21 protein-coding genes are annotated in these 22216 nt (G+C 69.7%); 10 read left to right on the top strand and 11 right to left on the bottom strand.

What is annotated here, in order from left to right; genetic code table 11:
* Positions 1–271: 271 nt before the first annotated feature.
* Complete coding sequence (locus H036_RS0101000) at positions 272–3175, bottom strand: vitamin B12-dependent ribonucleotide reductase (RefSeq protein ID WP_017932901.1); 2904 nt, start codon at positions 3173–3175, stop codon at positions 272–274.
* Between the two features lie 107 nt (positions 3176–3282).
* Positions 3283–3774: a transcriptional regulator NrdR gene (gene nrdR, locus H036_RS0101005; RefSeq protein WP_017932902.1), complete on the bottom strand. Its 492-nt coding sequence runs from the start codon at positions 3772–3774 to the stop codon at positions 3283–3285.
* 265 nt (positions 3775–4039) lie between these two features.
* Here nrdR and H036_RS25200 point away from each other — a divergent pair, with 265 nt between their 5' ends.
* The gene (locus tag H036_RS25200) at positions 4040–4381 is read left to right on the top strand and encodes a hypothetical protein (protein WP_157416921.1); all 342 of its coding nucleotides are present in this window, start codon (positions 4040–4042) and stop codon (positions 4379–4381) included.
* Here the strand turns inward: H036_RS25200 and H036_RS21430 are convergent.
* The gene (locus H036_RS21430) at positions 4323–4706 is read right to left on the bottom strand and encodes a LysM peptidoglycan-binding domain-containing protein (protein ID WP_017932903.1); all 384 of its coding nucleotides are present in this window, start codon (positions 4704–4706) and stop codon (positions 4323–4325) included. The genes H036_RS25200 and H036_RS21430 overlap by 59 nt on opposite strands.
* A gap of 317 nt (positions 4707–5023) precedes the next feature.
* Here H036_RS21430 and lexA point away from each other — a divergent pair, with 317 nt between their 5' ends.
* The 3 genes from lexA to H036_RS0101025 all read left to right on the top strand — a co-directional run bounded on the left by lexA (position 5024) and on the right by H036_RS0101025 (position 8143).
* The gene (gene lexA, locus H036_RS0101015; RefSeq protein ID WP_017932904.1) at positions 5024–5755 is read left to right on the top strand and encodes a transcriptional repressor LexA; all 732 of its coding nucleotides are present in this window, start codon (positions 5024–5026) and stop codon (positions 5753–5755) included.
* A gap of 64 nt (positions 5756–5819) precedes the next feature.
* Complete coding sequence (locus H036_RS21435; protein WP_017932905.1) at positions 5820–6605, top strand: phosphatase PAP2 family protein; 786 nt, start codon at positions 5820–5822, stop codon at positions 6603–6605.
* Positions 6602–8143, top strand: a complete 1542-nt coding sequence (locus tag H036_RS0101025) for an MXAN_6640 family putative metalloprotease (protein WP_017932906.1) — start codon at positions 6602–6604, stop codon at positions 8141–8143. The genes H036_RS21435 and H036_RS0101025 overlap by 4 nt, the downstream gene beginning before the upstream one ends.
* Positions 8144–8218: 75 nt before the next feature.
* Here H036_RS0101025 and H036_RS0101030 read toward each other — a convergent pair whose 3' ends face one another.
* Entirely contained in the window at positions 8219–10192 is a 1974-nt protein-coding gene (locus H036_RS0101030; RefSeq protein WP_017932907.1) for an ATP-dependent DNA helicase, read from the bottom strand.
* A gap of 158 nt (positions 10193–10350) precedes the next feature.
* Here H036_RS0101030 and H036_RS0101035 point away from each other — a divergent pair, with 158 nt between their 5' ends.
* The 4 genes from H036_RS0101035 to H036_RS0101050 all read left to right on the top strand — a co-directional run bounded on the left by H036_RS0101035 (position 10351) and on the right by H036_RS0101050 (position 14806).
* The gene (locus H036_RS0101035; RefSeq protein WP_017932908.1) at positions 10351–11523 is read left to right on the top strand and encodes an RtcB family protein; all 1173 of its coding nucleotides are present in this window, start codon (positions 10351–10353) and stop codon (positions 11521–11523) included.
* A gap of 133 nt (positions 11524–11656) precedes the next feature.
* Positions 11657–12856 carry a phosphoglycerate dehydrogenase gene (gene serA / locus H036_RS0101040; RefSeq protein WP_017932909.1) on the top strand — a complete coding sequence of 400 codons (1200 nt, stop codon included), beginning with the start codon at positions 11657–11659 and terminating at the stop codon, positions 12854–12856.
* A gap of 19 nt (positions 12857–12875) precedes the next feature.
* Positions 12876–13490: an HD domain-containing protein gene (locus tag H036_RS0101045; protein ID WP_051068571.1), complete on the top strand. Its 615-nt coding sequence runs from the start codon at positions 12876–12878 to the stop codon at positions 13488–13490.
* Between the two features lie 41 nt (positions 13491–13531).
* The gene (locus tag H036_RS0101050) at positions 13532–14806 is read left to right on the top strand and encodes an MFS transporter (RefSeq protein WP_017932911.1); all 1275 of its coding nucleotides are present in this window, start codon (positions 13532–13534) and stop codon (positions 14804–14806) included.
* Here H036_RS0101050 and H036_RS0101055 read toward each other — a convergent pair.
* Both H036_RS0101055 and H036_RS0101060 read right to left on the bottom strand, forming a co-directional pair.
* Positions 14774–15991, bottom strand: coding sequence for an RNA polymerase sigma factor (locus H036_RS0101055; protein ID WP_017932912.1), 1218 nt, complete (start codon positions 15989–15991; stop codon positions 14774–14776). The two genes, H036_RS0101050 and H036_RS0101055, sit on opposite strands and share 33 nt — an antisense overlap.
* Complete coding sequence (locus H036_RS0101060; protein ID WP_017932913.1) at positions 15988–16332, bottom strand: YciI family protein; 345 nt, start codon at positions 16330–16332, stop codon at positions 15988–15990. Before H036_RS0101060 ends, H036_RS0101055 begins: the two co-directional genes overlap by 4 nt.
* 145 nt (positions 16333–16477) lie before the next feature.
* Here H036_RS0101060 and H036_RS0101065 point away from each other — a divergent pair, with 145 nt between their 5' ends.
* Complete coding sequence (locus H036_RS0101065; protein WP_017932914.1) at positions 16478–16822, top strand: hypothetical protein; 345 nt, start codon at positions 16478–16480, stop codon at positions 16820–16822.
* A 57-nt stretch (positions 16823–16879) separates the two neighbouring features.
* Here H036_RS0101065 and H036_RS0101070 read toward each other — a convergent pair whose 3' ends face one another.
* A complete protein-coding gene (locus H036_RS0101070; RefSeq protein ID WP_017932915.1) occupies positions 16880–17599 on the bottom strand; it encodes a GntR family transcriptional regulator in 720 nt (239 codons plus the stop codon).
* Between the two features lie 89 nt (positions 17600–17688).
* Between H036_RS0101070 and H036_RS0101075 the strand changes: the two genes are divergently transcribed.
* Positions 17689–18303, top strand: a complete 615-nt coding sequence (locus tag H036_RS0101075; protein WP_017932916.1) for an alpha-ketoglutarate-dependent dioxygenase AlkB — start codon at positions 17689–17691, stop codon at positions 18301–18303.
* A 217-nt stretch (positions 18304–18520) separates the two neighbouring features.
* On the opposite strand, the gene H036_RS0101080 is transcribed toward H036_RS0101075, so the two are convergent.
* Genes H036_RS0101080 through H036_RS0101095 form a run of 4 tightly spaced genes read right to left on the bottom strand, consistent with a single transcriptional unit; the run spans position 18521 to position 22171 of the window.
* Positions 18521–19510: a glycine betaine ABC transporter substrate-binding protein gene (locus H036_RS0101080; RefSeq protein WP_017932917.1), complete on the bottom strand. Its 990-nt coding sequence runs from the start codon at positions 19508–19510 to the stop codon at positions 18521–18523.
* Positions 19510–20337: an ABC transporter permease gene (locus H036_RS21440; RefSeq protein ID WP_017932918.1), complete on the bottom strand. Its 828-nt coding sequence runs from the start codon at positions 20335–20337 to the stop codon at positions 19510–19512. The genes H036_RS0101080 and H036_RS21440 overlap by 1 nt, the downstream gene beginning before the upstream one ends.
* Positions 20334–21533, bottom strand: a complete 1200-nt coding sequence (locus H036_RS0101090; RefSeq protein WP_017932919.1) for an ABC transporter ATP-binding protein — start codon at positions 21531–21533, stop codon at positions 20334–20336. Before H036_RS0101090 ends, H036_RS21440 begins: the two co-directional genes overlap by 4 nt.
* Complete coding sequence (locus H036_RS0101095) at positions 21533–22171, bottom strand: ABC transporter permease (RefSeq protein WP_017932920.1); 639 nt, start codon at positions 22169–22171, stop codon at positions 21533–21535. Before H036_RS0101095 ends, H036_RS0101090 begins: the two co-directional genes overlap by 1 nt.
* Between the last annotated feature and the right edge of the window lie 45 nt (positions 22172–22216).

Below are 22216 nucleotides of genomic sequence, written 5' to 3' on the forward strand. Positions count from 1 at the left end.
AGGGGCGCCGTGACGGTGTCCGGGTCCCCCGGGACAGGTGAGCCAGTGAGCTGGCACGCCGATCGTCCGAGGTGCCGCAGCACCGACGATCCGACGCAACCGCAGATCGGCGGACGACCGAAACAGGAGACCCGGCTCGCACACGCGAGGCCGGGTCTCCTGTTGGTTCGTGAGATGTCGGGAGTGTGTCCTACTGACCGCGCCTGGGACAGCAGGGACGGATCAAGACATTGCTGACCGATCCAGCCGTGACACTCCCTGCCTGCTCACCTCAGCTGCAGCCGCTGGTCGAGCCGCAGCCCTCGCAGACGTAGCAGGAGCCGGCGGGGCGCATCTTGGTGCCGCAGGTGAAGCAGAGCGGGCTGTCGACGGCCATGCCGGAGATCTGCTCGAGCAGCTCGGCGGTGGTGTGGGCGGCCTTGGGGGCGTCGGTGGCAGCCGCGGTGACGGCCTCCTCGGCCTCGGTCTCGAGCACGTCCAGCTCGTCCTGCGAGAGCAGATGGGCCGAGGTCGACTGCTTCGGCGTGATCGACGGGGCGTCCTCGATCAGCTCCGCGGCGGACCCGGTCTCCTCGACCACGTCGTAGGAGCCGGTCTCCAGGTAGCGCTGGCGCTCGTCGGCCGAGTAGATGCCGAGGGCGGCCCGGTCCTCGAAGGACAGGTAGTCCAGAGCCAGGCGACGGAAGATGTAGTCCATGATCGACTGCGCCATCCGCACGTCCGCGTCGTCGGTCAGGCCGGCCGGCTCGAAGCGCAGGTTGGTGAACTTCGAGACGAACGTCTCCAGCGGGACGCCGTACTGCAGACCGATCGAGGTTGCGATCGAGAAGGCGTCCATCACGCCGGCCAGGGTCGAGCCCTGCTTGCCGAGCTTGAGGAAGACCTCGCCGAGCGTGCCGTCGTCGTGCGCACCGGAGGTCATGTAGCCCTCGGCGCCACCCACCGTGAAGGAGGTGGTGCGCGAGACCCGCGACTTCGGCAGGCGCTTGCGGGTCGGGGCGTAGACGACCTTCTCGACGACCTTGGTCTCCACGACCGCGTCGGCGGCCTTCACGCTCTTGTCCTCGGCCTTGGCGTCGGAGAGCGGCTGGCCGACCTTGCAGTTGTCGCGGTAGATCGCGGTCGCCTTGAGGCCCAGCTTCCAGGACTGCAGGTAGACGTCCTCGATCTCCTCGACGGTCGCCGACTCCGGCAGGTTGACCGTCTTCGAGATCGCGCCGGACAGGAACGGCTGGGTGGCCGCCATCATCCGGACATGGCCCATCGGCTGCAGGGCACGCTTGCCCATCGCGGTGTCGAAGACCTCGTAGTGCTCCGGCTTCAGGCCGGGGGCGTCGATGACGTGGCCGTTCTCGGCGATGTAGTCGACGATCGCCTCGACCTGCTCGGCCTGGTAGCCCAGCCGGCGCAGCGCCCGCGGGATGGTCTGGTTCACGATCTGCAGCGAGCCGCCGCCGACGAGCTTCTTGAACTTCACCAGCGAGAAGTCGGGCTCGATGCCGGTGGTGTCGCAGTCCATCATGAAGCCGATGGTGCCGGTCGGGGCGAGCAGCGAGGCCTGGGCGTTGCGGAAGCCGTTGGCCTTGCCCAGCTCGATGACCTTGGCCCACGCCTTGGTCGCCACCTCGAGGACGTTGCGGTCCGCCGGGTTGATCGAGCGTACGACGTCGTTCGCGGCCTGGTGCTTGCGCATGACCCGCTGGTGCGCCTCGGCGTTGCGGGCGTAGCCGGCGTAGGGACCGACGACGCCGGCCAGCTCGGCCGAGCGCTTGTAGGAGACGCCGGTCATCAGCGAGGTGATGGCCGCGGCCATCGTGCGACCGCCCTCGGAGTCGTAGCCGAGGCCCATCGCCATCAGCAGGGCGCCGAGGTTGGCGTAGCCGATACCGAGCTGGCGGTAGTCGCGGGTGGTCTGGCCGATCGCCTCGGTCGGGAAGTCGGCGAAGCAGATCGAGATGTCCATCGCGGTGAAGACGAACTCGCAGGCCTGGGCGAAGCGCTCGGCGTCGAAGGTGTCGTCGTCCTTGAGGAACTTCAACAGGTTCAGCGAGGCCAGGTTGCAGGAGGAGTTGTCCAGCGACATGTACTCCGAGCACGGGTTCGATGCGGTGATGCGGCCGGTCTCGGGGTTGGTGTGCCAGTCGTTGATGGTGTCGTCGTACTGCAGGCCCGGGTCGGCGCACTCCCACGCGGCCACGGCGATCTTGTGGAACAGCTCGCGGGCGTCGACCTCCTCGATGACCTCACCGGTCATGCGCGCCCGGAGACCGAACTTCCTGCCCTCCTCGACGGCGCGCATGAACTCGTCGGTGACGCGCACGGAGTTGTTGGCGTTCTGGTACTGCACCGAGGTGATGTCGTGGCCGCCGAGGTCCATGTCGAAGCCGGCGTCGCGCAGGGCGCGGATCTTGTCCTCCTCGCGCGCCTTGGTCATCACGAACTCCTCGATGTCGGGGTGGTCGACATCGAGCACGACCATCTTGGCCGCACGACGCGTGGCGCCGCCGGACTTGATGGTGCCGGCCGAGGCGTCGGCACCGCGCATGAAGGAGACGGGGCCCGATGCGGTGCCGCCAGAGGAGAGGAGCTCCTTGGAGGAACGGATCCGGGAGAGGTTCAGACCGGCGCCGGAGCCGCCCTTGAAGATGAAGCCCTCCTCCTTGTACCAGTTGAGGATCGAGTCCATCGAGTCGTCGACCGAGAGGATGAAGCAGGCGCTGACCTGCTGGGGCGACTGGGTGCCGACGTTGAACCAGACCGGGGAGTTGAAGGCGAAGTACTGGTTGGCCAGCAGCCAGGTCAGCTCCTCCTCGAAGACCTGTGCGTCCTGGTCGGTGGCGAAGTAGCCGTGCTCGGCACCGGCCTTGGTGTAGGTCTTCACCACGCGGTCGATCAGCTGCTTGAGGCTGGTCTCACGCTGCGGCGTCCCGACAGCACCACGGAAGTACTTGGTGGTGACGATGGTGGAGGCGTTGACCGACCAGGAGTCCGGGAACTCCACGCCGCGCTGCTCGAAGACCGTCTCCCCGGTCTTCCAGTTGGTCTGGACGACATCGCGTCGCTCCCAGGTGATCTGGTCGTAGGGGTGAACACCCTCGGTGCTGAACACCCGCTCGAGGTGAAGCCCCGCACCGGAGCGGGCCTTGTGACCCGCGCCGCTCACCGTCTCGGTCATTGCCTTGTCCCCTTGTCGCGTGATTGTCATTCGTACGTCGTTGCGCTCTGTCTTGCTTGGAAGCCCGGGCAGGCACGCTTCCCCACGGCCTGCCCGGGCGGTCTGTGTCAGCCGGTGCTGACCGGCTGCATGTCCTCCGCCGTCGAGCGCAGCCTGCGCTCGGTGCGGAGCACCGCGATCTCGTCCTCGAAGTCGTCCGCCGACTCGAACTGCCGGTAGACACTGGCGAAGCGGAGGTAGGCGACCTCGTCGAGCTGGCGCAGCGGCGCCAGGATCGCCATCCCCACCTCGTGGGCCGGCACCTCGGCGTAGCCACTGGTACGCAGCGCGTCCTCGACCTCCTGGCCCAAGCAGGCCAGCTGGTCCTCGGTGACCGGGCGGCCCTTGCACGCCTTGCGCACGCCGGCCACCGCCTTGTCCCGGGTGAACGGCTCGGTCGCACCGGAACGCTTCAACACCGTCAGCTGCATCAGCTCGACCGTGCTGAACCGCTTCTCACAGCCCTGGCACTGTCGACGCCGCCGGATCGAGCCGCCGTCCTCAGCCACCCGCGAGTCGAGGACCTTGGTGTCGCCGTGCCGGCAGTAGGGGCAGTGCATCGCAGTCCTCCTTCAAGGGTCTCGGCAAGGTCGATGTGTGGATTCGGCTGTGGACGATGTCGCTTCAGCTGTGGAGAACCGGCTGTGAGATGTGCAACCACGCCGCTCAATTGTGAACTAGATGTGGATAACTACACCGGTGTAAGTACTAGATGTAGTGGTGAGCCTACGCCGCGACCACGAGGCTTGCAAGTGTCGGCGCGCCGTCCCGGCGTGTCGCGCTGAACGGGCAACGAACGACGCCCGGAGAGGGGAGAATGTCGCCGTGGCGGAGCGCAGCGGAGGCAAGCGAAGAGGTGCTCGCAAGGGTGCGCGGCCGCCGCGCAGGTTCCGTCGGGACGTGTTCGCGCTCTCGCTCGGAACGACCGTCGCCGTGGTCGCCTGGGGCTACCTGGTCTACGCCGCCATCGACTTCGGCTCCGACGCCCGCGGCGGCGAGGGGCGGGCGTGGGCACTGCTGGCACTCGCAGCCGTAGGCGCTGCGGCTTGCCTGTTCGCAGCACTCCTGCTGCTGGCCCGCGTACTGCGAGCCCTGAGCACGGCTCCGGTCAGTCCGGAATCCGCAGGGTCTGACCGGCCGACAGGCTCACACCAGAAAGACCATTGATCTGCTCGATGTGATCGATCATCGCCCGCACGTCACCACCATGCGCAGCCTTGGACGCGAGGTCCCACAACGTGTCGCCCGGTGCGACGACCACCGAGTGGGTCGCCTCGGGCGTGCCGGAGTGGAGCGCGGCGCCCGCGCCGTTGGAGATCAGCAGACCGAGCCCTAGCAGGACAAGCAGGGCGGCCACGAACACCACGACACGACCGCGACGAGTGAGCCTGACGGCGGCGCCCTGACGGATCGGCCGAGCGGCCTGCGCCGAGTCCGGGCGCGGCGTGCGACGCGGCGAGTCGAGCAGCTGGTCGAGAGTCATGGTGCTCATGTCAGTCTCCTGGGGAAGTCGGGACCTTGCGTGTTCGATCCGATGTCTACCGACGACCTCTGACAGTTTTGAAGAAGCCGTTTCGATCAAACGTTCGATCGAACACATGAGCGAGACTAGATCAGGTGTTCGAACGCATTCAAGCAATCGCGTCGGCCCGGCGTGTCGAACGCGCGTTCGATCGACGGCGTTGGCTACCACCCGGCGCGGCGTCCGCGGTCGACGCCAGCGCCGACGAGCGTTCGCCGCGTCGTCGCCGACACGCCGAGTTCGAACAGATGTTTGAACGGGGCGTGACCGAGCACTACGTTCGGCCCATGACCTCGAAGCAGGAGCCGACGGAGACCAACCTCGCCGAGCTGCCCGATGGCCCGCCGGACGCCACCGGCCTGACGCCGCGCCAGCAGCGCATCCTGGCCCACCTGCGTGACTGCATCGAGAAGCGCGGCTATCCGCCGAGCATGCGCGAGATCGGCTCCGCCGTGGGCCTGACGTCGACCAGCTCGGTGGCCCACCAGCTGAAGGTGCTGGAGCAGAAGGGCTTCATCAAGCGCGATCCGCACCGGCCGCGTGCGCTCGAGGTCTTCCTGCCCGAGGTGCTGGCCGCCCGCAAGGCGATCAGCAGCGCCGAGGAGTCGTCCTACGACGAGACCGACATCGGCGACGCGATGCCCGAGGCCCGCTACATCCCGCTGGTCGGCACCATCGCGGCCGGCGCCCCGATCCTGGCCGCGGAGCAGACCGAGGCGGTCTTCCCGCTGCCCAAGGAACTCGTCGGCGACGGCCAGCTGTTCCTTCTGCGGGTCAAGGGCGACTCGATGATCGAGGCGGCCATCTGCGATGGCGACTACATCGTCATCCAGCAGACCCAGACCGCGAGCAACGGCGAGTTCGTCGCGGCCCTCCTCGACGGGGAGGCCACCGTCAAGGAGTTCCGTCGCAAGGACGGCAAGGTCTGGCTGATCCCGCACAACTCCGCACTGGAGCCGATCGATGGCACCAACGCGAGCATCCTGGGCAAGGTCACGGCGGTTCTGAGAAGTCTGTGAGAGCACCGGCATAGGATCAGTGGGATCGGGCAGCCCCGGTCCCACTGTCGTGAGGGAGCAACGAGTGCGGGAGAACGTGATCGCCGAGAGCGAGGCGATCATCGGTACGCCGGGGTTCCGGCGTACCTTCTGGCGTCGGCTCGCCCCGGTCGGCGCCGGCCTGCGCGAGCTGGTCCTCATCACGGTCCTCTACGTCGGCTACACCTCCTCCCGGCTGCTCGCCAGCAACGACCGGGAGGCGGCGGTCCATCGGGCCAACGAGCTGCTGCGCATCGAACGTGCGGTGCGGCTCAACTGGGAACACCCGATCAACGAGTTCTTCGTCCGGCACGACACCATCGGCCTGCTGGCCTGCTTCTGGTACGCGACCGCCCACTACATCGTCACCGCAGGCGTGCTGGTGTGGGTCTACTTCAAGGGCCGCGATGCCTACGTCCCGGCTCGCCGCGCACTGATGGTGGCCACGATCTTCGCGCTCACCCTCTACCTCATGCTGCCCACCGCTCCCCCGCGGTTCATGGACGGCTTCACCGACGTGCTCGCGCTGCACGCCGACCAGGGCTGGTGGGGCGGCGATGCGTCCGCGCCCAAGGGGATGGGCCACATCACCAACGAGCTGGCGGCGTTCCCTTCGCTGCATGCCGGCTGGTCGCTGTGGTGTGCTCTGGTGCTGCAGCGCTACGCCCGCTGGCGGATCGTGAAGGTCCTCGGCTGGATCGGCGCCTTCGTGACCGCCGCCGTCGTGGTCGGGACGGCCAACCACTGGGTGCTCGATGTGATGGTCGGCTGGATGGTCGTGATCGGCGGCGTCGTGGCAGTTTGGGAGCTGACACCTAGACTGCCCGAGTGAAACGCGCCTTCCCCCGCCCCGTCGCACTCGTTGTCGCGCTCCTCGCCCTGGTGGCGTCGGGGCTGGCGATCACGACCAGCACCCCGGCTCAGGCCCAGGTCGCATCGCATTCGTCACTGCCGTTGCTCCCGCGCATCTCGGCCAGCGGGGACGCGGATGGTGACACCTCGGGCGACGCGACCATGTACATGCGCCGCCTCGCGCTGACCCACGACGCGCTGCGAGGCGCAGCGCGCAAGCAGGCGGAGTCGTCGCTGAGCCGTCCGCGCCTGACGAACGAGAAGAGGACGTGCTCGGCGACGCTGCCGATCTGCGTGCACTACTCCGACACGCCCTATACCTCCACGGGCGACGCGCCCAATCCGCGTGGACCCGTCACACCCGCGGTCGTGCTCTCCACGCTGGAGCACATCTACAGCACGTACAAGGCGGCCGGCTACCGGATGCCCGAGTCGGACGGCACCATGGGCGGCGACAGCCGCACCGACATCTACCTGGCCGACGTCGGCTCACAGGGCTACTACGGCTACTGCGCTCCCGAGCCGCGGGCCGGCTCGAACGCGCACGACACGCCGGCGTTCTGCGTGCTGGACAACGACTTCTCGCCCGCGCAGTTCGGCAGCCGCGGCACGCCGATCAGCAACCTGGACGTGACGGCCGCGCACGAGTTCTTCCACGCCGTGCAGTTCGCCTACGACGCGACCGAGGACTCCTGGTTCATGGAGTCGACGGCGGTGTGGGTCGAGGACGAGGTCTTCAACAGCATCAACGACAACACCCAGTACCTGCCCTTCGGTCCGCTCGGGAAGCCCACGCTGTCCTTGGACAAGAACACCACCTTCGGCGTGTACGGCGGCTGGATCTTCTTCCGCTGGGTCACCGAGCACCGCCCCCAGGCCCAGGGCGGTCCAGGCTTGCCGAAGCTGCCGACGATCATCCGCTCGATGTGGGAGCGCGCCGCAGCCACCAGCGGATCCGACCATTACTCACTGCAGGCCATCACCGGCGCCCTGAAGGCGGCCGGCCTGCCGCTGCAGCGAGCTTTCGCCCAGTTCGCGGCAGCCAACCGCAACCCTGCGCACACCTACAGTGAGGGCGCTGCCAACCACTACCCGCTCGCCAAGCCGACCGCCTCGCACAAGGTCCGCACCACCGGCAAGCACACCACCGGGACGGTGCAGATCAACCACCTGGCGGCCGCTACTGAGCGGTTCGTGCCCAAGGGCAAGAAGCTGAAGAACAAGCACACCAAGCTCCGGCTCAGCCTCGACATGGCCGACAAGAAGCTCGGCCCGGGTGCGGTCGTCACGGTCTTCCTGCGCAACGGCACCACCAAGGTGAAGACGATCAAGCTCTCCAAGTCGGGCAAGGGCGCGGTCAGCGTGCCGTTCAGCACCAAGACCGTCAAGCGCGTCGAGCTGACCATGACCAACGCCAGCACCCGGATGACGTGCTGGGTCGGCGGTCTCTACTCCTGCGAGGGCCAGCCCAAGGACATGCACCAGCTGGAGAAGTTCAGCGTGCTGGCCAAGCGCTGACCAGAAGCTTCCGAGACCCCGCGCCGACCTTCGGGTCGCGCGGGGTCTCGTCGGTTTGAGAGCGAGGTCGAGGCCTCAGGATGCCGACTCGGCGAGCCGACGCAGCGCCTGGCGAGCGATGGCCGGATCCACCGTGGGCCACATCGGCGGCAGGCTCGCCTTGAGGAACCCGCCGTAGCGGGCGGTGGCCAGCCGCGGGTCCAGGACGGCGACGACGCCGCGGTCGGTGGTCGTGCGGATCAGCCGCCCCGCACCCTGGGCCAGCAGCAGGGCCGCGTGCGTGGCGGCGACCTGCATGAAGCCGTTGCCGCCGGCCTTGTCGGCGGCCTGCTGTCGCGCGCTCATCAGCGGGTCGTCGGGACGCGGGAACGGGATCCTGTCGATCAGCACCAGCTGACAGGTGTCGCCGGGCACGTCGAGGCCCTGCCACAGGCTCAGCGTGCCGAACAGCACGGTGTGGGGGTCGCCCACGAACTGTGCGGCCAGCTCCGGCAGCTGGGCATCGCCCTGCGCGAGCGTGGTCAGGTGCGGCAGCCGCTGCCGTACGGCCTCGGCGGCCGCATCGGCAGCGCGCCGGCTGGAGAACAGCCCCAGCGTGCGGCCCTCCGCGGCGTCGATCAGCTCGACGATCTCGTCCAGAACCGCGGGGGCCATGCCGTCGCGTCCCGGCGTCGGGAGGTGCCGGGCGACGTAGAGGATGCCCTGCTTGGCGTAGTCGAACGGGCTGCCGACGTCGAGACCGCGCCAGGGCAGCTCGGCGTCGTCCTTGCGCAGCCCGAGCGAGCCCGCGACCACGCCGAAGTCGCCGCCCAGCTTGAGCGTGGCGCTGGCGAAGACGACTGTCTTGTCGGTCAGGAGCCGCTCGCGCATCTGCGCCCACACCTGCAGCGGGGCCACGCAGAGCCGCGGAGGGATCCTCTCCCCGCCCTCGGCGAGCCAGAGCACGTCGGAGTCCTTGTGCTCGGCCATCCGCTCGGCGATCTGGAAGACCTCCTGCACGGTGCCCTTGGCCTGCTGCAGGCCCGGATCCGGGGTGTCGTCCCCGCTCTGCTTCGGGTATGCCGACAGGCACGCCCGAGCCGCGTCGCGGACCAGCACCAGCGCATCGGCCAGATCCACCGGCAGCGACGCGAACCGTCCCGGGTTGGCATCACCCATCGCCACCCGAAGCGCCTCGCCGGCATCGGCCAGGTCGTCGGCCTCGGTGCCGTCGACGTGGCGCTGCGAACGCCGAGCGGCGCGGTCGATGTCGTTGCTGGTCAGCTCGTCGGTCGCCGCCTGCGTCACCCGCGCGACCAGCTCGTGCGCCTCGTCGATCACGACCGCGTCGTACTCGGGGATCATCGGCACGCCCTCGATCGCGTCGATCGCGAGGAGGGAGTGGTTGGTGACGACGAGGTGGGACTTCTGCGCCTTCTCCTTGGCGCGCTCGGCGAAGCACTCCTCGCCGAAGGGGCACTTGGCGGCGCCGAGGCAGTCGCGGTGGGTGACCGACACCTGGCGCCACTCGCGGTCGGTGTGGCGCGGCGCGTTGTCGCGCTCGCCGGTGTCCTGGCTCTCGGCCTGCTTCTCGGCCCACGTCCTCAGCTCGAGCACCTTGGTGGCCATGTCGCCCATCGGGATGTCCATCGAGAGCGTGCCCTGGTCGTCCGGGACGCCCTCGCGGATGCGATGCAGGCACGCATAGTTGGAGCGGCCCTTGAGGACGGCGTAGGAGGTGTCGAGGCGGCGCCCCTTGAGCGCGCCGACCAGACGCGGCAGGTCCCGCTCGACCAGCTGGTGCTGCAGGGCGAGCGTCGCGGTGGCGACCACGACCCGCTTGTCGTGCAGCAGGCTGGGCACGAGGTAGGCGAGCGACTTGCCGGTGCCGGTGCCGGCCTGGACGAGCAGGTGCTCCTCGGCGCTCAGCGCGTGCGCGACCGCCTCGGCCATCTGGACCTGCCCGTCGCGGGTGCTACCACCCAACGCCGCGACCGCCGTGGCCAGCGTCTCGGCGACCGGGGTCGTCGATGCGGCTGCAGGCTCTGCGGCAGGGGTCTCGGGAGGCACCGGAGCACCTTAGCCGCGGGCTGTGACAACGACCGTCTCGGCGCCCACAGCACGGGGTAAACCCTTCGTACAACCCGATTTCGGGCCCGTAGCGTCATCCCTCGGGCCGCACCTCGCGGGCCGCAGGTACGAGAAGGGCTACGACACAGGAAATCACGATGAAGCAGATCAATCCGAAGCTCATCAGCTGGGCTTCGATCCTCGAGGACGGCACCCGCGACCAGGCACTCACCACGGCGCGGATGCCGTTCATCCACCCGCACCTGGCCCTGATGCCCGATGCCCACCTGGGTCTCGGCGCCACGGTCGGCTCAGTCATCCCGACCCTCGGTGCCATCATCCCCGCAGCCGTCGGGGTGGACATCGGCTGCGGCATGATCGCCGTCCGCACCCAGTTCACCACCGACCGGCTGCCCGCTGACCGGCGACCGGTCCGCGAGGCGATCGAGCGGGCCGTGCCGCTGAGCGCCGGCGCGGCCAACGGCACGATCAGCCGCGAGCACACCGAGCAGCGGCTCGAGACGCTCGCGGCGGCAGCGGAAGCGGTCGGGTTCGACCCCGCGGCGTACGGCAGGCGCTGGCAGCTGCAGCTGGGCACCCTCGGGTCGGGCAACCACTTCATCGAGATCACCGCGGACGAGGAGCACCGGGTCTGGCTGTTCCTGCACTCGGGCTCGCGCGGCGTCGGCAACAAGATCGCCCAGCACCACATCGACGTCGCGCGGCGCCTGTGCGCCGGCGTCGACCTGCCGCACCGCGACCTGGCCTACCTCACCGAGGGCACCGAGGAGTTCGACTCCTACATCGCCCAGATGCGGTGGGCACAGCAGTACGCGCTGCTCAACCGCGAGGAGATGATGGACCGGGTGGTGCGGCAGTTCGGCGAGTGGGTCGGCGGCGGGGCCGCGAGCGTGGTGCGTGCCGAGGAGATCAACTGCCACCACAACTACACCGAGCAGGAGACCCACTTCGGTGAGCGGGTGTGGCTCTCCCGCAAGGGCGCCATCAACGCCGAGCGCGGGCGCGCGGGTCTGATCCCGGGGAGCATGGGCACGGCGTCGTACGTCGTCAGCGGGCTGGGCAACACCATGGCCCTGAACTCGGCGCCGCACGGTGCCGGCCGGGAGTACTCCCGGACCCGGGCGCGCAAGACCTTCACCCGCGAGCAGCTGCGCGCTGCGATGGCCGGCATCGAGTACCGGGACACGGATGCATTCATCGACGAGATCCCAGCGGCCTACAAGGACATCGACCAGGTGATGGCTGACGCGGCCGACCTGGTCGAGATCCGGCACACGCTGCGCCAGCTGGTCAACGTGAAGGGCGACTGAGCCGGCCGGGAGGGGTAACACGCTGTTACGGACGGTAAGTGCCTGTTGCAACAGGCACTTACCTGCAAGGACAGCGTGTTACCCCCGTGGACACCGTGTTATCCCCACCCCAGCGCCCCCGTAGGCTTGTCCCGTGAAGGTGCTGCTCCTGGAGAACATCCACCCGCTGGCCGTCGAGAACCTCGAGCGCGCCGGCTACGAGGTCGACCTGCGCTCGGCCAGCATGTCCGAGGACGAGCTGATCGCCGCGCTGCCGGGCGTCACCCTGCTGGGCATCCGCTCCAACACCCACATCACGCCGCGGGTCCTGGACAACGCGGCGGACCTGCAGGCGATCGGCTGCTTCTGCATCGGCACCAACCAGGTCGACCTGGAGTACGCCGCCGAGAAGGGCATCGCGGTCTTCAACGCGCCCTACTCCAACACCCGCTCGGTGGTCGAGCTGGTCATCGCCGAGATCATCAGCCTGGCGCGTCGGCTGCCGGACAAGACCCAGAAGATGCACGCCGGCGTCTGGGACAAGTCGGCCAAGGGCAGCCACGAGGTCCGCGGCCGCACGCTCGGCATCGTCGGCTACGGCAACATCGGCACCCAGCTGTCAAACATCGCCGAGGCGCTGGGCCTCTACGTGATCTTCTACGACATCGCCGACCGCCTCGCCCACGGCAACGCCCGCCGGATGCTGTCGCTGGACGACCTGCTGGCCGAGGCGGACGTGGTCAGCCTGCACGTCGACGGCCGCCCCGGCAACGCCGGCATCTTCGGCGCCGAGCAGTTCGCCAAGATGAAGCCGCGCTCGATCTTCATCAACGCCTCCCGCGGCATGGTGGTCGACACCGAGTCGCTGCGCGAGAACATCCTCTCGGGCCACATCGCTGGCGCCGCGCTCGACGTCTTCCCGATCGAGCCCAAGGCCCAGGGCGACGAGTTCGAGTCGCCGCTGCGCGGGCTGGACAACGTCATCCTGACCCCGCACGTGGGCGGCTCGACGATGGAGGCGCAGGAGGAGATCGGCTACTTCGTCTCCAACAAGCTCCGCGCCTTCCAGAAGGAGGGCTCCACGGCCCTCTCGGTCGACCTGCCGGCCGTGCAGCCGCCGCCGCTGACCGAGGGCCACCGGCTGGCCTACCTGCACGTCAACGTCCCGGGCGTGCTCGCCGAGGTCAACAACGTGCTGGCCGCCGAGGGCGCCAACGTGGTGGGCCAGTACCTCGCCACCAAGGGCGAGAAGGGGTACGTCGTCACCGACAGCACCGAGCCGATCTCCGAGAACGCGCTCGGCAAGCTGCAGGCCTCCCCGCACACCATCTGGCTGCGGTCCTATTCGGCCTGACCGCGTATGGTCTACCGCCATGGAGTTGCCTCAACATTGGCCGCTGCCCCAGGCAGCATCCCTGCGTGACGAGCTCGTGGCCGCCTATGCCGAGCCGGGCCGGCACTACCACGACCAGCGGCACCTGACCGAGCTGCTGGCACGGCTCGATGAGCTTGCGGCCGCCGGGACGGCGTACGACGACGTACCCGTCCGGCTGGCCGGCTGGTTCCATGACGCGGTCTACGACTGTGAGCGCGACGCCGAGGAGCGCAGCGCCGTCCGGGCGGAGCACGCGCTCACGGGGCTGTGCCCCGATGACGTCGTCGCCGAGGTGGTGCGGCTTGTCCGCGGCACCGAGACGCACGCTCCCGAGGACGGCGACGTCAACGGCGCGGCGCTCTCCGACGCCGACCTGGCCGTGCTCGCGTCCTCCCCCGCCCGCTACGCCGAGTACGCCGCCGACGTGCGGCAGGAGTACTCCCACCTGAGCGACGACGAGTGGCAGCACGGGCGGTCCGACCTGTTGCGCAGCCTCCTCGAGCGGGAACGGCTCTTCCACACCGCCATCGGGCACGACCAGTGGGAGCCGGTGGCGCGGGTCAACCTCGAGGCGGAGCTCGCCGGGCTGAACGACCTGGCGACGGCCGAATAACGATTGGATCACCACCGCCTCGGGCTGGGACCCTGGACGGTGTGACCTTCTCGTCGTACGCCGCCCTCACCCGCCACCCCGTGGTGCGCCAGGTGCTGGTGCTCGGCTTCTTCGTGCGGGTTCCGTTGTGGGCGGTCAACATCGCCGTCACGCTGCACGTGGTCACCCATCTGCACCGCTCCTACGCCGAGGCCGGGGTGGTCTCGATGGTCGCCGCCGGCGCGCTGGCGATCAGCAGCCCGTGGCGCGGTCGGCTGCTCGACAAGGTCGGGCTGCGGGCCTCGATCACGCCGTCCCTGGTCGTGACGGCATGCGCCTGGTCGATCGCCCCGTTCGTCGGCTACTGGCCGCTGCTCGTCCTGGTCGCGATCGCCAACCTGATGGCGGTGCCGACCTTCTCCATCATCCGCTCGGTGCTCATCGCCGCGGTCTCGGAGGAGGAGCGCACCACCGTGCTGGCGATCGACTCGGTCGCCACCGAGATCTCGTTCATGGTAGGACCGATCCTCGGCGTGCTGGCGGCGACGTACATGCCGACCCCCATCGCGCTGCTGCTCTGCCAGGTCTGCGCGCTCGCCGCCGGCATCCTGCTGTGGCTGTCCAACCCGCCCCTGGGTCACCACGCCGACGACGCGGCCGGGCCGCGGCCCACCCGACGCACCTGGGTGACCCCGCGAGTGCTGATGATCCTGCTCGTCTCGCTGACCGCCACCGTCATCCTCACCAGCGAGGACCTCGGCTCGGTCGCAGCGATGCGCAGCCTGCACCACGCCGGCTCGCTGGGCTGGGTGCTGGCGTTGTGGGGCCTCGGCTCCGCAGTCGGCGGCGTCGTGTACGGCGGGATGCACCGGCACCCGCCCGCCGCCCTGCTGCTGGTGCTGCTCGCGGCCACCACCGCACTGGTCTCGGTCGCGCCGAACGAGACCTGGTTCGTGGTGCTGCTCTTCATCAGCGGCGTGTTCTGCGCACCGACGATCACCGCGACCGTCGACGACCTCTCGCGTGCTGTGCCGGCGTCGGTTCGCAACGAGGCGATGGGCTGGCACGGCTCCGCGCTGACGCTCGGCAGCGCGCTCGGCGCCCCGGCGATCGGCCAGGCGATCGACTCCGGCGGGTGGGCCGACGGCTTCCTGTACGGCGGCCTCGCCGGTCTGCTGATCGCGCTGGCGGCCCTGACGGTGACCTCGCGCCGCCGGCCGGTCCCCGCCGCGGTCCCGGTCGAGGCGGTGCCGATCGCAGCCGTGCCGATCGCCACGGTGGAGGCCACCGAGACCGTCCCGCCGCTATCCGACGAGGCCGTCTCGACGACCCGCTAGGTGGGCCGCCTCGGCTGGGTTGCCGGCCAGCCTGATCGCCCGCTCGTAGGCGATCCTCGCCTCCTCCGGGCGGCCCAGCCGGCGCAGCAGCTCGGCGCGAGCGACGTGCCAGGCGTGGTAGCCGTCCAGGTCGAGGGCGTCGATCTCCGCCAGCGCCTGGGCGGGGTCGTGCAGCTCGGCTCGTGCCACCGCCCGGTTGAGCCGCACGATCGGGCTCGGCTGGATCGCGACCATGTGGTCGTAGAGCGACACCACCTGGCTCCAGTCCGTCTCCTCGAAGCGGGCGGCCGAGGTGTGCACCGCGTTGATGGCCGCCTGCAGCTGGTAGGGACCAGGCGGCTCTCCCGTCGCCAACCGCTCGCGGACCAGGGCGTGGCCCTCGGAGACCAGCTGCCGCGACCAGCGGGTGCGGTCCTGGTCGGCCAGCGTGACGAGCGTGCCGTCCGGTGCCAGCCGGGCCTCGCGCCGGGCCTCGGTGAGCAGCATCAGCGCCAGCAGCCCGGCGACCTCGCCGTCGGCGGGTAGCAACCGGCGCAGCAACCGGGCCAGCCGGATGGCCTCCACGCTCAGGTCTGCCCGGATCGGGTCGTCGCCCGAGCTGGCCAGGTAGCCCTCGTTGAACACCAGGTAGAGGACCCCGAGCACGCCCTGGACCCGCTCGGTGATGTCCTGCGCCGACGGCACCCGGAAGGGGATCCGGGCGGTCTTGATCTTGGACTTCGCGCGGGTGATCCGCTGCGCGACAGTGGTCTCCGGCACCAGGTAGGCATGCGCGATCTCGGCCACGCTCAGGCCACCGAGCAGGCGCAGCGTCAGAGCCGTGCGAGCCTCGATCGAGAGTGCCGGGTGGCAGCACACGAACATCAGTCGCAGGGTGTCGTCCTCGACCGGCCCGGTGGGCTCCGGCGTACCGCCGTGGATGGTGCTCGCCGCCACCTGCTTCGCCTCCCTCTTGGCCTCGCGACGGATCCGGTCGATCGCCTTGCGCTGGGCGGTGGTGAACAACCAGCCCGTCGGATTCGGCGGTACGCCGTCGACGGGCCAGCGCTCGACCGCCGTCAAGAACGCCTCCCCGGCCGCCTCCTCGGCGACGTCGAGGTCACCGAAGCGGCGGGCGAGGGAGGCGACCAGGTGGGGCCAGGCCTCCTGGTGGAGGCGCTCGACGACCGTCGCGGCCTGGGTCACGGCGCCGACTGGAACGGCCGCACCTCGACCGGAACCGCGCACGCCTTGGAGCCGCGTGCGGCGATCTCGAGGGCGGCGTCGAGGTCGGGCGCGTCGATGACCCAGAAGCCACCGAGGTGCTCCTTGGTCTCCACGTACGGCCCGTCGGTCATGGTGACGGCGGAGCCGGTGCCGTCCACGACGGTGGCCGACTCGGGGCCCTCCAGGCCGCCGGCGAAGACCCAGGCCGAGGAGGCCTGCAGCTCGGCGTTGAAGGCATCCACAGCCGCGAAGATCTCCTGGGACTGTTCCTCGGTGTAGCTGAGCTCGGCGTGGTGCACTGACAGCAGGTACTGCGTCATGTCGTCTCTCCTCGATCCGTGACGCTCCGTGCGAGCGTCCTCACCCACTCCACGAAGGGGAGCAGGCGGTCACGACAACCCTCCCCGAAAAACTTTGCGCCGACCACCGTGGTTCGGGTTGAACGGTTTGGGACGATGGAGGGCAATGGATGCCGCCACCCTGCTCGATGCCCGCGCCCGCGTGCTGGCCGACCTCGCCGCTCGCCGGATGGACAGCCCGACCGCTGTCTCCCTGCTCGAGGATGCCGTCTCCGAGCGCGGCTGGTGGGCCGACCAGTGGCCGGCCGGGGTGCAGTACGTCGCCGGCCTGGTCGCCCAGGACGTCCAGGATGCGCTCTTCGAGTCGGTCGGCCGCTGGCCGCTGTGCCGCAGCTGCGGCGACGCGGCCCCGGAGCACTCGCTCTACATCCAGCCGGACCTCGGCGGACCCGACCCGGTGTGGGTGTGCGAGGAGAGCGGCGACATGATCGCCCCGCTCGGCGGCCTCTAGCGGCGCTCGTGGGTGTGACAGTGACCGGGAGGTCACTCTGCCACTCACACGGGTGAGCTACTCCCCCGCGCCCAGCCGCAGCCGCAGGGTGAACCGGTCCGAGCGGTAGGTGGAACGGGAGACCTCGACGGCCCTCTCCTCGGCGAAGGCTCGGCGCTGCTGCCGCAGCACCGCCGCCCCGCTCGCGATTTCGAGCTGCCCTGCCTCCTCGGCGGTGGCGACGTCGGCGGCGATGTTGTCCTCCACCCACGTCGGTCGCATCCCGCGGTCCGCGAGGTCGTCATAGAGCGAGGTAGGCATGCCACCCTGCAGGAAGCCGGGCAGCAGCACCTCGTTGAGGTAGACGTCCTCGATGCACATCGGGGCGCCGTCGGCGCGACGCAGCCGCTTCCAGTGGATGATCGCGTCGCCGACGGTGATGCCCAGCGCCCGCGCGACCCCGGGACCGGCCTGGTCGCGGCGGGCGAACAGCGTGACCGACTCCGGCAGCATGCCCCGGTGGCGCATCTCCTCGGTGAAGCTGGTGACCGGCGTCGCCGTACGGCGCGGGCGGGCGACGAACGTGCCTCGGCCCGGGACCCGCTCGAGCAGGCCCTCGGCGACCAGCGCGTCCATCGCCTGGCGCACCGTCATCCGCGCGACTCCGAACAGATTCACCAGCTCGCGCTCGGACGGCGCCGCCGATCCCGGCGAGCCGCCCGCGATGACCGACCTGACGTACTCGCGCACCTGAACGTGCTTGAGGCCGCGTACCCCCACGGTGACCCCCTGTTCCATACCGCCTTACCGTAGGAGACGCGACACGCCGCGTCCCGGAAATCTCCAACTTCGAACACTCGTTCGAGTGATGTGTCTACAGTGGAGGCATGGACTTCCAGGGCACGCTCTTCGCGGCACCGCAGACGGCCGCGCCACGCTGCGACGCCATCAGCCGGACCCCGCTGAGCAACGGCGCCTGGATCGACGTGGCGCGGGGATGGCTCCCCGCGGCCGACGATGTCTTCGACACCCTGCACCATGCCGTGCCGTGGCGGGCGGAGCGCCGGCAGATGTATGACCGGATGGTCGACGTACCGCGGCTGGTGCACACCTACCTCGCCGACGACGCGCTCCCGCACCCCATGCTGGAGCTGGCTCGGGACGCGCTGAGCGGGCACTACCTGCCCGAGCTGGGCGAGCGATTCCGCACCGCCGGATGCTGCTTCTACCGGGACGGCAACGACTCGGTCGCCTGGCACGGCGACCGGATCGGCCGAGGGCGCAGCCACGACACCATGGTCGCGATCGTCAGCCTCGGCGACCCGCGCCGGCTCGCGCTACGCCCCCGCGGCGGCGGCGAGTCGATCTCCGTGGAGATGGGCCACGGCGACCTGCTCGTGATGGGCGGCAGCTGCCAACGCACCTGGGAGCACGCCGTCCCCAAGGTCGCCGCCGCCGGCCCGCGGATGTCGGTCCAGTTCCGCCCGCTCAACGTCTTCTAGAGACGCCACCCGATGGCACCCGCGCCGCACCGCGGTCCGAGGTGCCGCGATCGCGGTCTGGCGACGCGGCCGACTGCGGGGGCGCCCGCAGCGGCGCTGCCGGACGACGCGCCGGCGAGGAACGAGCCGCGCGCGGCGGTAGGCCTGCCGCCAGGGCGTCCCCGCGGTCGTCCGCGTCGCACGCCCGGCCAGCGCCGCACGCCCGGCTCAGCGCGGATCAGCGCACCAGCCCCTGCTGCTTCAGCCAGTCCCACGCCACATCCGCCGGGTCGCGCCCCTCCACGTCGACCTCGGCGTTGAGCTTCGCGATCACGTCGTTGGTCAGCCGCTGAGCCAGCGGCGCGAAGAGCTGCCGGAGAGCGGGGTGCTCGTCGAGCACATCCTTGCGCACCACCATCGAGGCGTTGTACTTGGGGAAGAAGTTCTTGTCGTCCTCCAGCGCCGTCAGGTGCAGCGCCTGGATCCGGCCGTCGGTGGTGAAGACCTCGCCGAAGGTACAGGCGCCCTTGGCGACGGCGTCATAGATCGCGCCGGTCTGCAGCGTGCGCAGGTTGCTGCGCGGGATCCCGTCGGCCGCACCGAGTGGGAGCCCGTAGGTCTCGAGCATGCCGTTGAGGCCGTCCGGCCGGTTGGTGAACTCCGACTCGACGCAGTAGGTCCGCTGCGCCGGCGGGATCTTCGCCATCTGGGACAGCTTGGTGATCCCGTACTTCTTCGCCGTCGCCTGGTTGACCGCCATCGTGTAGGTGTCGTTCATCGGGGCGGGCGGCAGCCAGACCAGGTTGTTCTTCTTGAGATCCTCGTCGCGGGTCGCGGCGTACTGCTGCTGGGCGTCCGGGATGGGCTTGGTGTTGCCGAGGTAGGTCAGCCAGGCGGTCCCGGTGTAGTCCCAGGCGATCTGCACCTGACCGGCCAGCTGGGCCTGGCGGGCGGCCGCACTGCCCGGGATGTCGGTCAGGTCCTTCACCTTCGCTCCGGCGGACTTGAGCAGGATCACCGTCATCTTCCCGAGCAGGATCTGCTCGGTGAAGTTCTTCGAGCCGACCGAGAAGGTCGCGTCGTCGAGTCCCTTCACGCCGGCGACCGGGCCGGCCAGCGTGCCGCTGGCGGTGTAGCCGCCGGCAGTGCCGAGGCCGATGCCGCAGCCGGAGACGGCGGCGCCGAGTGCGAGGGCCACCACGAGGGTGGCGATCCGCTTGAGACGCATCAGATCCCCTTCGGACGCAAGGCGAGCTCGAGCACCCGGCCGGCCCACTCGACCAGCAGCGCAAGCATCGCGATGAGCAGCGAGGCGGCCACCATCACCGAGAACCGGAACAGGTTGATGCCCGAGACGAGGGTGTCGCCGAGACCGCCGGCGCCGATGAAGCTCACCAGCGCGGCGGTGCCCACCACCAGGACCAGCGCGGTCCTGACGCCGGCCATGATCACCGGAAGGGCGAGAGGCAGCTCGATCCGCAGGAGCACGGAGCCGGCGGACATGCCGATGCCGCGACCGGCCTCGACCAGTGTCGGGTCGACGCCCTGCAGCCCGGTGATGGTGTTGCGCAGCACCGGCAGCAGGCCGTAGACGACCAGACCAAGGATCGCGGTCCAGAAGGTGAAGCCGAGCCAGATGGCCAGCAGCACGATCAGCCCGATCGCGGGTGCGGCCTGACCGGCGTTGGCGATGCCGACCACGATCGGGGCGACGACGCGAGCGCGGCCGCGGGTCAGCAGCACCCCGAGCGGAACGGCGATGGCCACCACGATCAGCGATGCCACCACTGTCAGCTTGATGTGCTCGACGAACTGCGCACGCAACGCCGGCCACGCCAGCGCGGACTGCTCGATGGAGTCCAGGTCGGCGGTCTGACGCCACCACACGAAGCCGAGGAACAGGAGCACGACCAGCACCGGGAGCACCAGCAGCATCGCCGCGCTCTCGCCGGCGGGCAGCCGCAGCCGCGAGCGCCGTACGGCGGGGTTTCCGTCAGGCTCCCCCGAGAGACCGGGCCGCGATGCGGCCGGGATCGGGTCGTGCGTCGTCGTCACGCCCTCGCCTCCTGCGCCGCCACCGCGTCACGCTCGATCGAGCGCATGTGGTCGGTGACGCTGTGGAAGTCGACGATGCCCAGGTACTGGTCGCGGTCTCCGCAGACGATGGCGCCGCCGTGACTCGAGGTCAGCATGGTGTCGAGCGCGTCGTTGAGAGTGGCCCGCTGGTCGAGGGTGACCAGGCTCTCCCGGTCGCCGTCCTGGATGCGATCGTGGCGTCGGAGCTGGCGCAGGAAGCGCCAGGCGACCGGGCGGTTCCGCTCGTCGAGGATCACGACGGCAGCGTCGCCGGCTTCCTCGGCCCGAGCGATGGCCGCCGCGCTGGACTCGCCCACCTTCGCGGTCGTCCTGGCGCTCAGCTCCACGTCGGAGACCCGGGCGAGGGTGAGCTGCTTGAGGCTGGAGCCGGAGCCGACGAAGTCGTCCACGAAGTCGTTGGCCGGCGCAGCCAGGATCGCCTCGGGGGTGTCGTACTGCGCGATCTGCGCACCCTCCTGGAGGATCAGCACCCGGTCGCCGAGCTTGATCGCCTCGTCGATGTCGTGGGTGACCACCACGATCGTCTTGTGCAGCTCGCGCTGGATGCTCAGCAACTCGTCCTGGAGCCGCTGGCGCGTGATCGGGTCGACGGCGCCGAACGGCTCGTCCATCAAGATCACCGGCGGGTCGGCAGCCAGACCGCGGGCGACGCCCACCCGCTGCTGCTGGCCACCGGAGAGCTCGCGCGGGTAGCGGTCGCGATAGCGGGCCGGGTCCAGCCCGACCAGGTCGAGCAGCTCCTCGACGCGGGCAGCGATCCGCTTCCGGTCCCAGCCGAGCATCCGGGGCACGATCTCGATGTTGCGGGCCACCGTCATGTGCGGGAAGAGGCTGCCACCCTGGATGACGTACCCGATGTGGCGGCGCAGGTCGTCGGCGCTCTTGGTGCGGATGTCCTCACCACCGATCCGGATCGTGCCCGAGGTGGGCTCGATCAACCGGTTGATCATCTTCAGCGAGGTGGTCTTGCCGCAGCCGGAGGGTCCGACGAACATCACCATCTTGCCTGCCGGGATCGTCAGGCTCAGCGAATCCACCGCGGCGGCCTTCTGCCCCGGGTAGCGCTTGACGACGTTCTCCAGGGCGATCTCGACACCGCTGACGTCGCCGTCGCTGGGGCGCTCGGCCGTGGTGCGGTGGGGTGTGGCAGTCATCAGACTCGGATTCCCTTCGAGGTGGTCACGCGCCCGACCAGCAGCAGAGCCAGGTCCAGGATGAGGGCCAGGATGACGACGCCGAGCGTCCCGACCAGCGCGTAGTTGAGTGCGTTCTTGCCACCGATCTGGCTCAGACCGGTGAAGATGTAGCTGCCTAGACCGGGGCCGATGACGTACGCCGCGATCGCCGCGATGCCCATCGACATCTGCGTGGAGGTGCGGATGCCGGCCAGGATCACCGGCCAGGCCAGCGGCAGCCTGACGCGGACCAGCACCGAGAGCTCGCTCATGCCCATCCCGCGGGCGGACTCCAGCAGGGTGGCGTCAACGCCCTGCAGGCCCACGACGGCGTTGCGCAGGATCGGCAGCACGGCGTAGAAGCACACGCAGATGAAGGCGGTGGTGGCGCCGATCCCGGTGGCGGGCATCAGCAGCCCGACCAGCGCGAAGCCGGGGATGGTCAGGCCGATCGCACTGAGCGTGTTGGCCAGGCCGGTCAGCCGCAGCTTGGTGACCAGCGCCGCCAGCAGCACCGCGATCACCGTCGCTACCGCGACGGCCAGCACGACCAGGTAGGCGTGCTGGAAGGCGTCGTAGAGGATCTGCTGGTGGCGCTCCTTGATGAAGTCCCACACGACCGAACCACCTCACGACCCTCGACCAAACAAAAACGGCGGACG

The sequence above is a fragment of the Nocardioides sp. Iso805N genome (assembly GCF_000364605.1).
Classification (GTDB): domain Bacteria; phylum Actinomycetota; class Actinomycetes; order Propionibacteriales; family Nocardioidaceae; genus Nocardioides.

What these genes read in the sequence shown, in the direction of transcription:
- H036_RS0101000 (WP_017932901.1), bottom strand. Translation starts at nt 3,175, where the DNA reads ATGACCGAGACGGTGAGCGGCGCGGGTCACAAGGCCCGCTCCGGTGCG.
- nrdR (WP_017932902.1), bottom strand. Translation starts at nt 3,774, where the DNA reads ATGCACTGCCCCTACTGCCGGCACGGCGACACCAAGGTCCTCGACTCG.
- H036_RS21430 (WP_017932903.1), bottom strand. Translation starts at nt 4,706, where the DNA reads ATGAGCACCATGACTCTCGACCAGCTGCTCGACTCGCCGCGTCGCACG.
- lexA (WP_017932904.1), top strand. Translation starts at nt 5,024, where the DNA reads ATGACCTCGAAGCAGGAGCCGACGGAGACCAACCTCGCCGAGCTGCCC.
- H036_RS0101035 (WP_017932908.1), top strand. Translation starts at nt 10,351, where the DNA reads ATGAAGCAGATCAATCCGAAGCTCATCAGCTGGGCTTCGATCCTCGAG.
- H036_RS0101045 (WP_051068571.1), top strand. Translation starts at nt 12,876, where the DNA reads ATGGAGTTGCCTCAACATTGGCCGCTGCCCCAGGCAGCATCCCTGCGT.
- H036_RS0101060 (WP_017932913.1), bottom strand. Translation starts at nt 16,332, where the DNA reads ATGACGCAGTACCTGCTGTCAGTGCACCACGCCGAGCTCAGCTACACC.
- H036_RS0101065 (WP_017932914.1), top strand. Translation starts at nt 16,478, where the DNA reads ATGGATGCCGCCACCCTGCTCGATGCCCGCGCCCGCGTGCTGGCCGAC.
- H036_RS0101070 (WP_017932915.1), bottom strand. Translation starts at nt 17,599, where the DNA reads ATGGAACAGGGGGTCACCGTGGGGGTACGCGGCCTCAAGCACGTTCAG.
- H036_RS0101075 (WP_017932916.1), top strand. Translation starts at nt 17,689, where the DNA reads ATGGACTTCCAGGGCACGCTCTTCGCGGCACCGCAGACGGCCGCGCCA.
- H036_RS0101080 (WP_017932917.1), bottom strand. Translation starts at nt 19,510, where the DNA reads ATGCGTCTCAAGCGGATCGCCACCCTCGTGGTGGCCCTCGCACTCGGC.
- H036_RS0101090 (WP_017932919.1), bottom strand. Translation starts at nt 21,533, where the DNA reads ATGACTGCCACACCCCACCGCACCACGGCCGAGCGCCCCAGCGACGGC.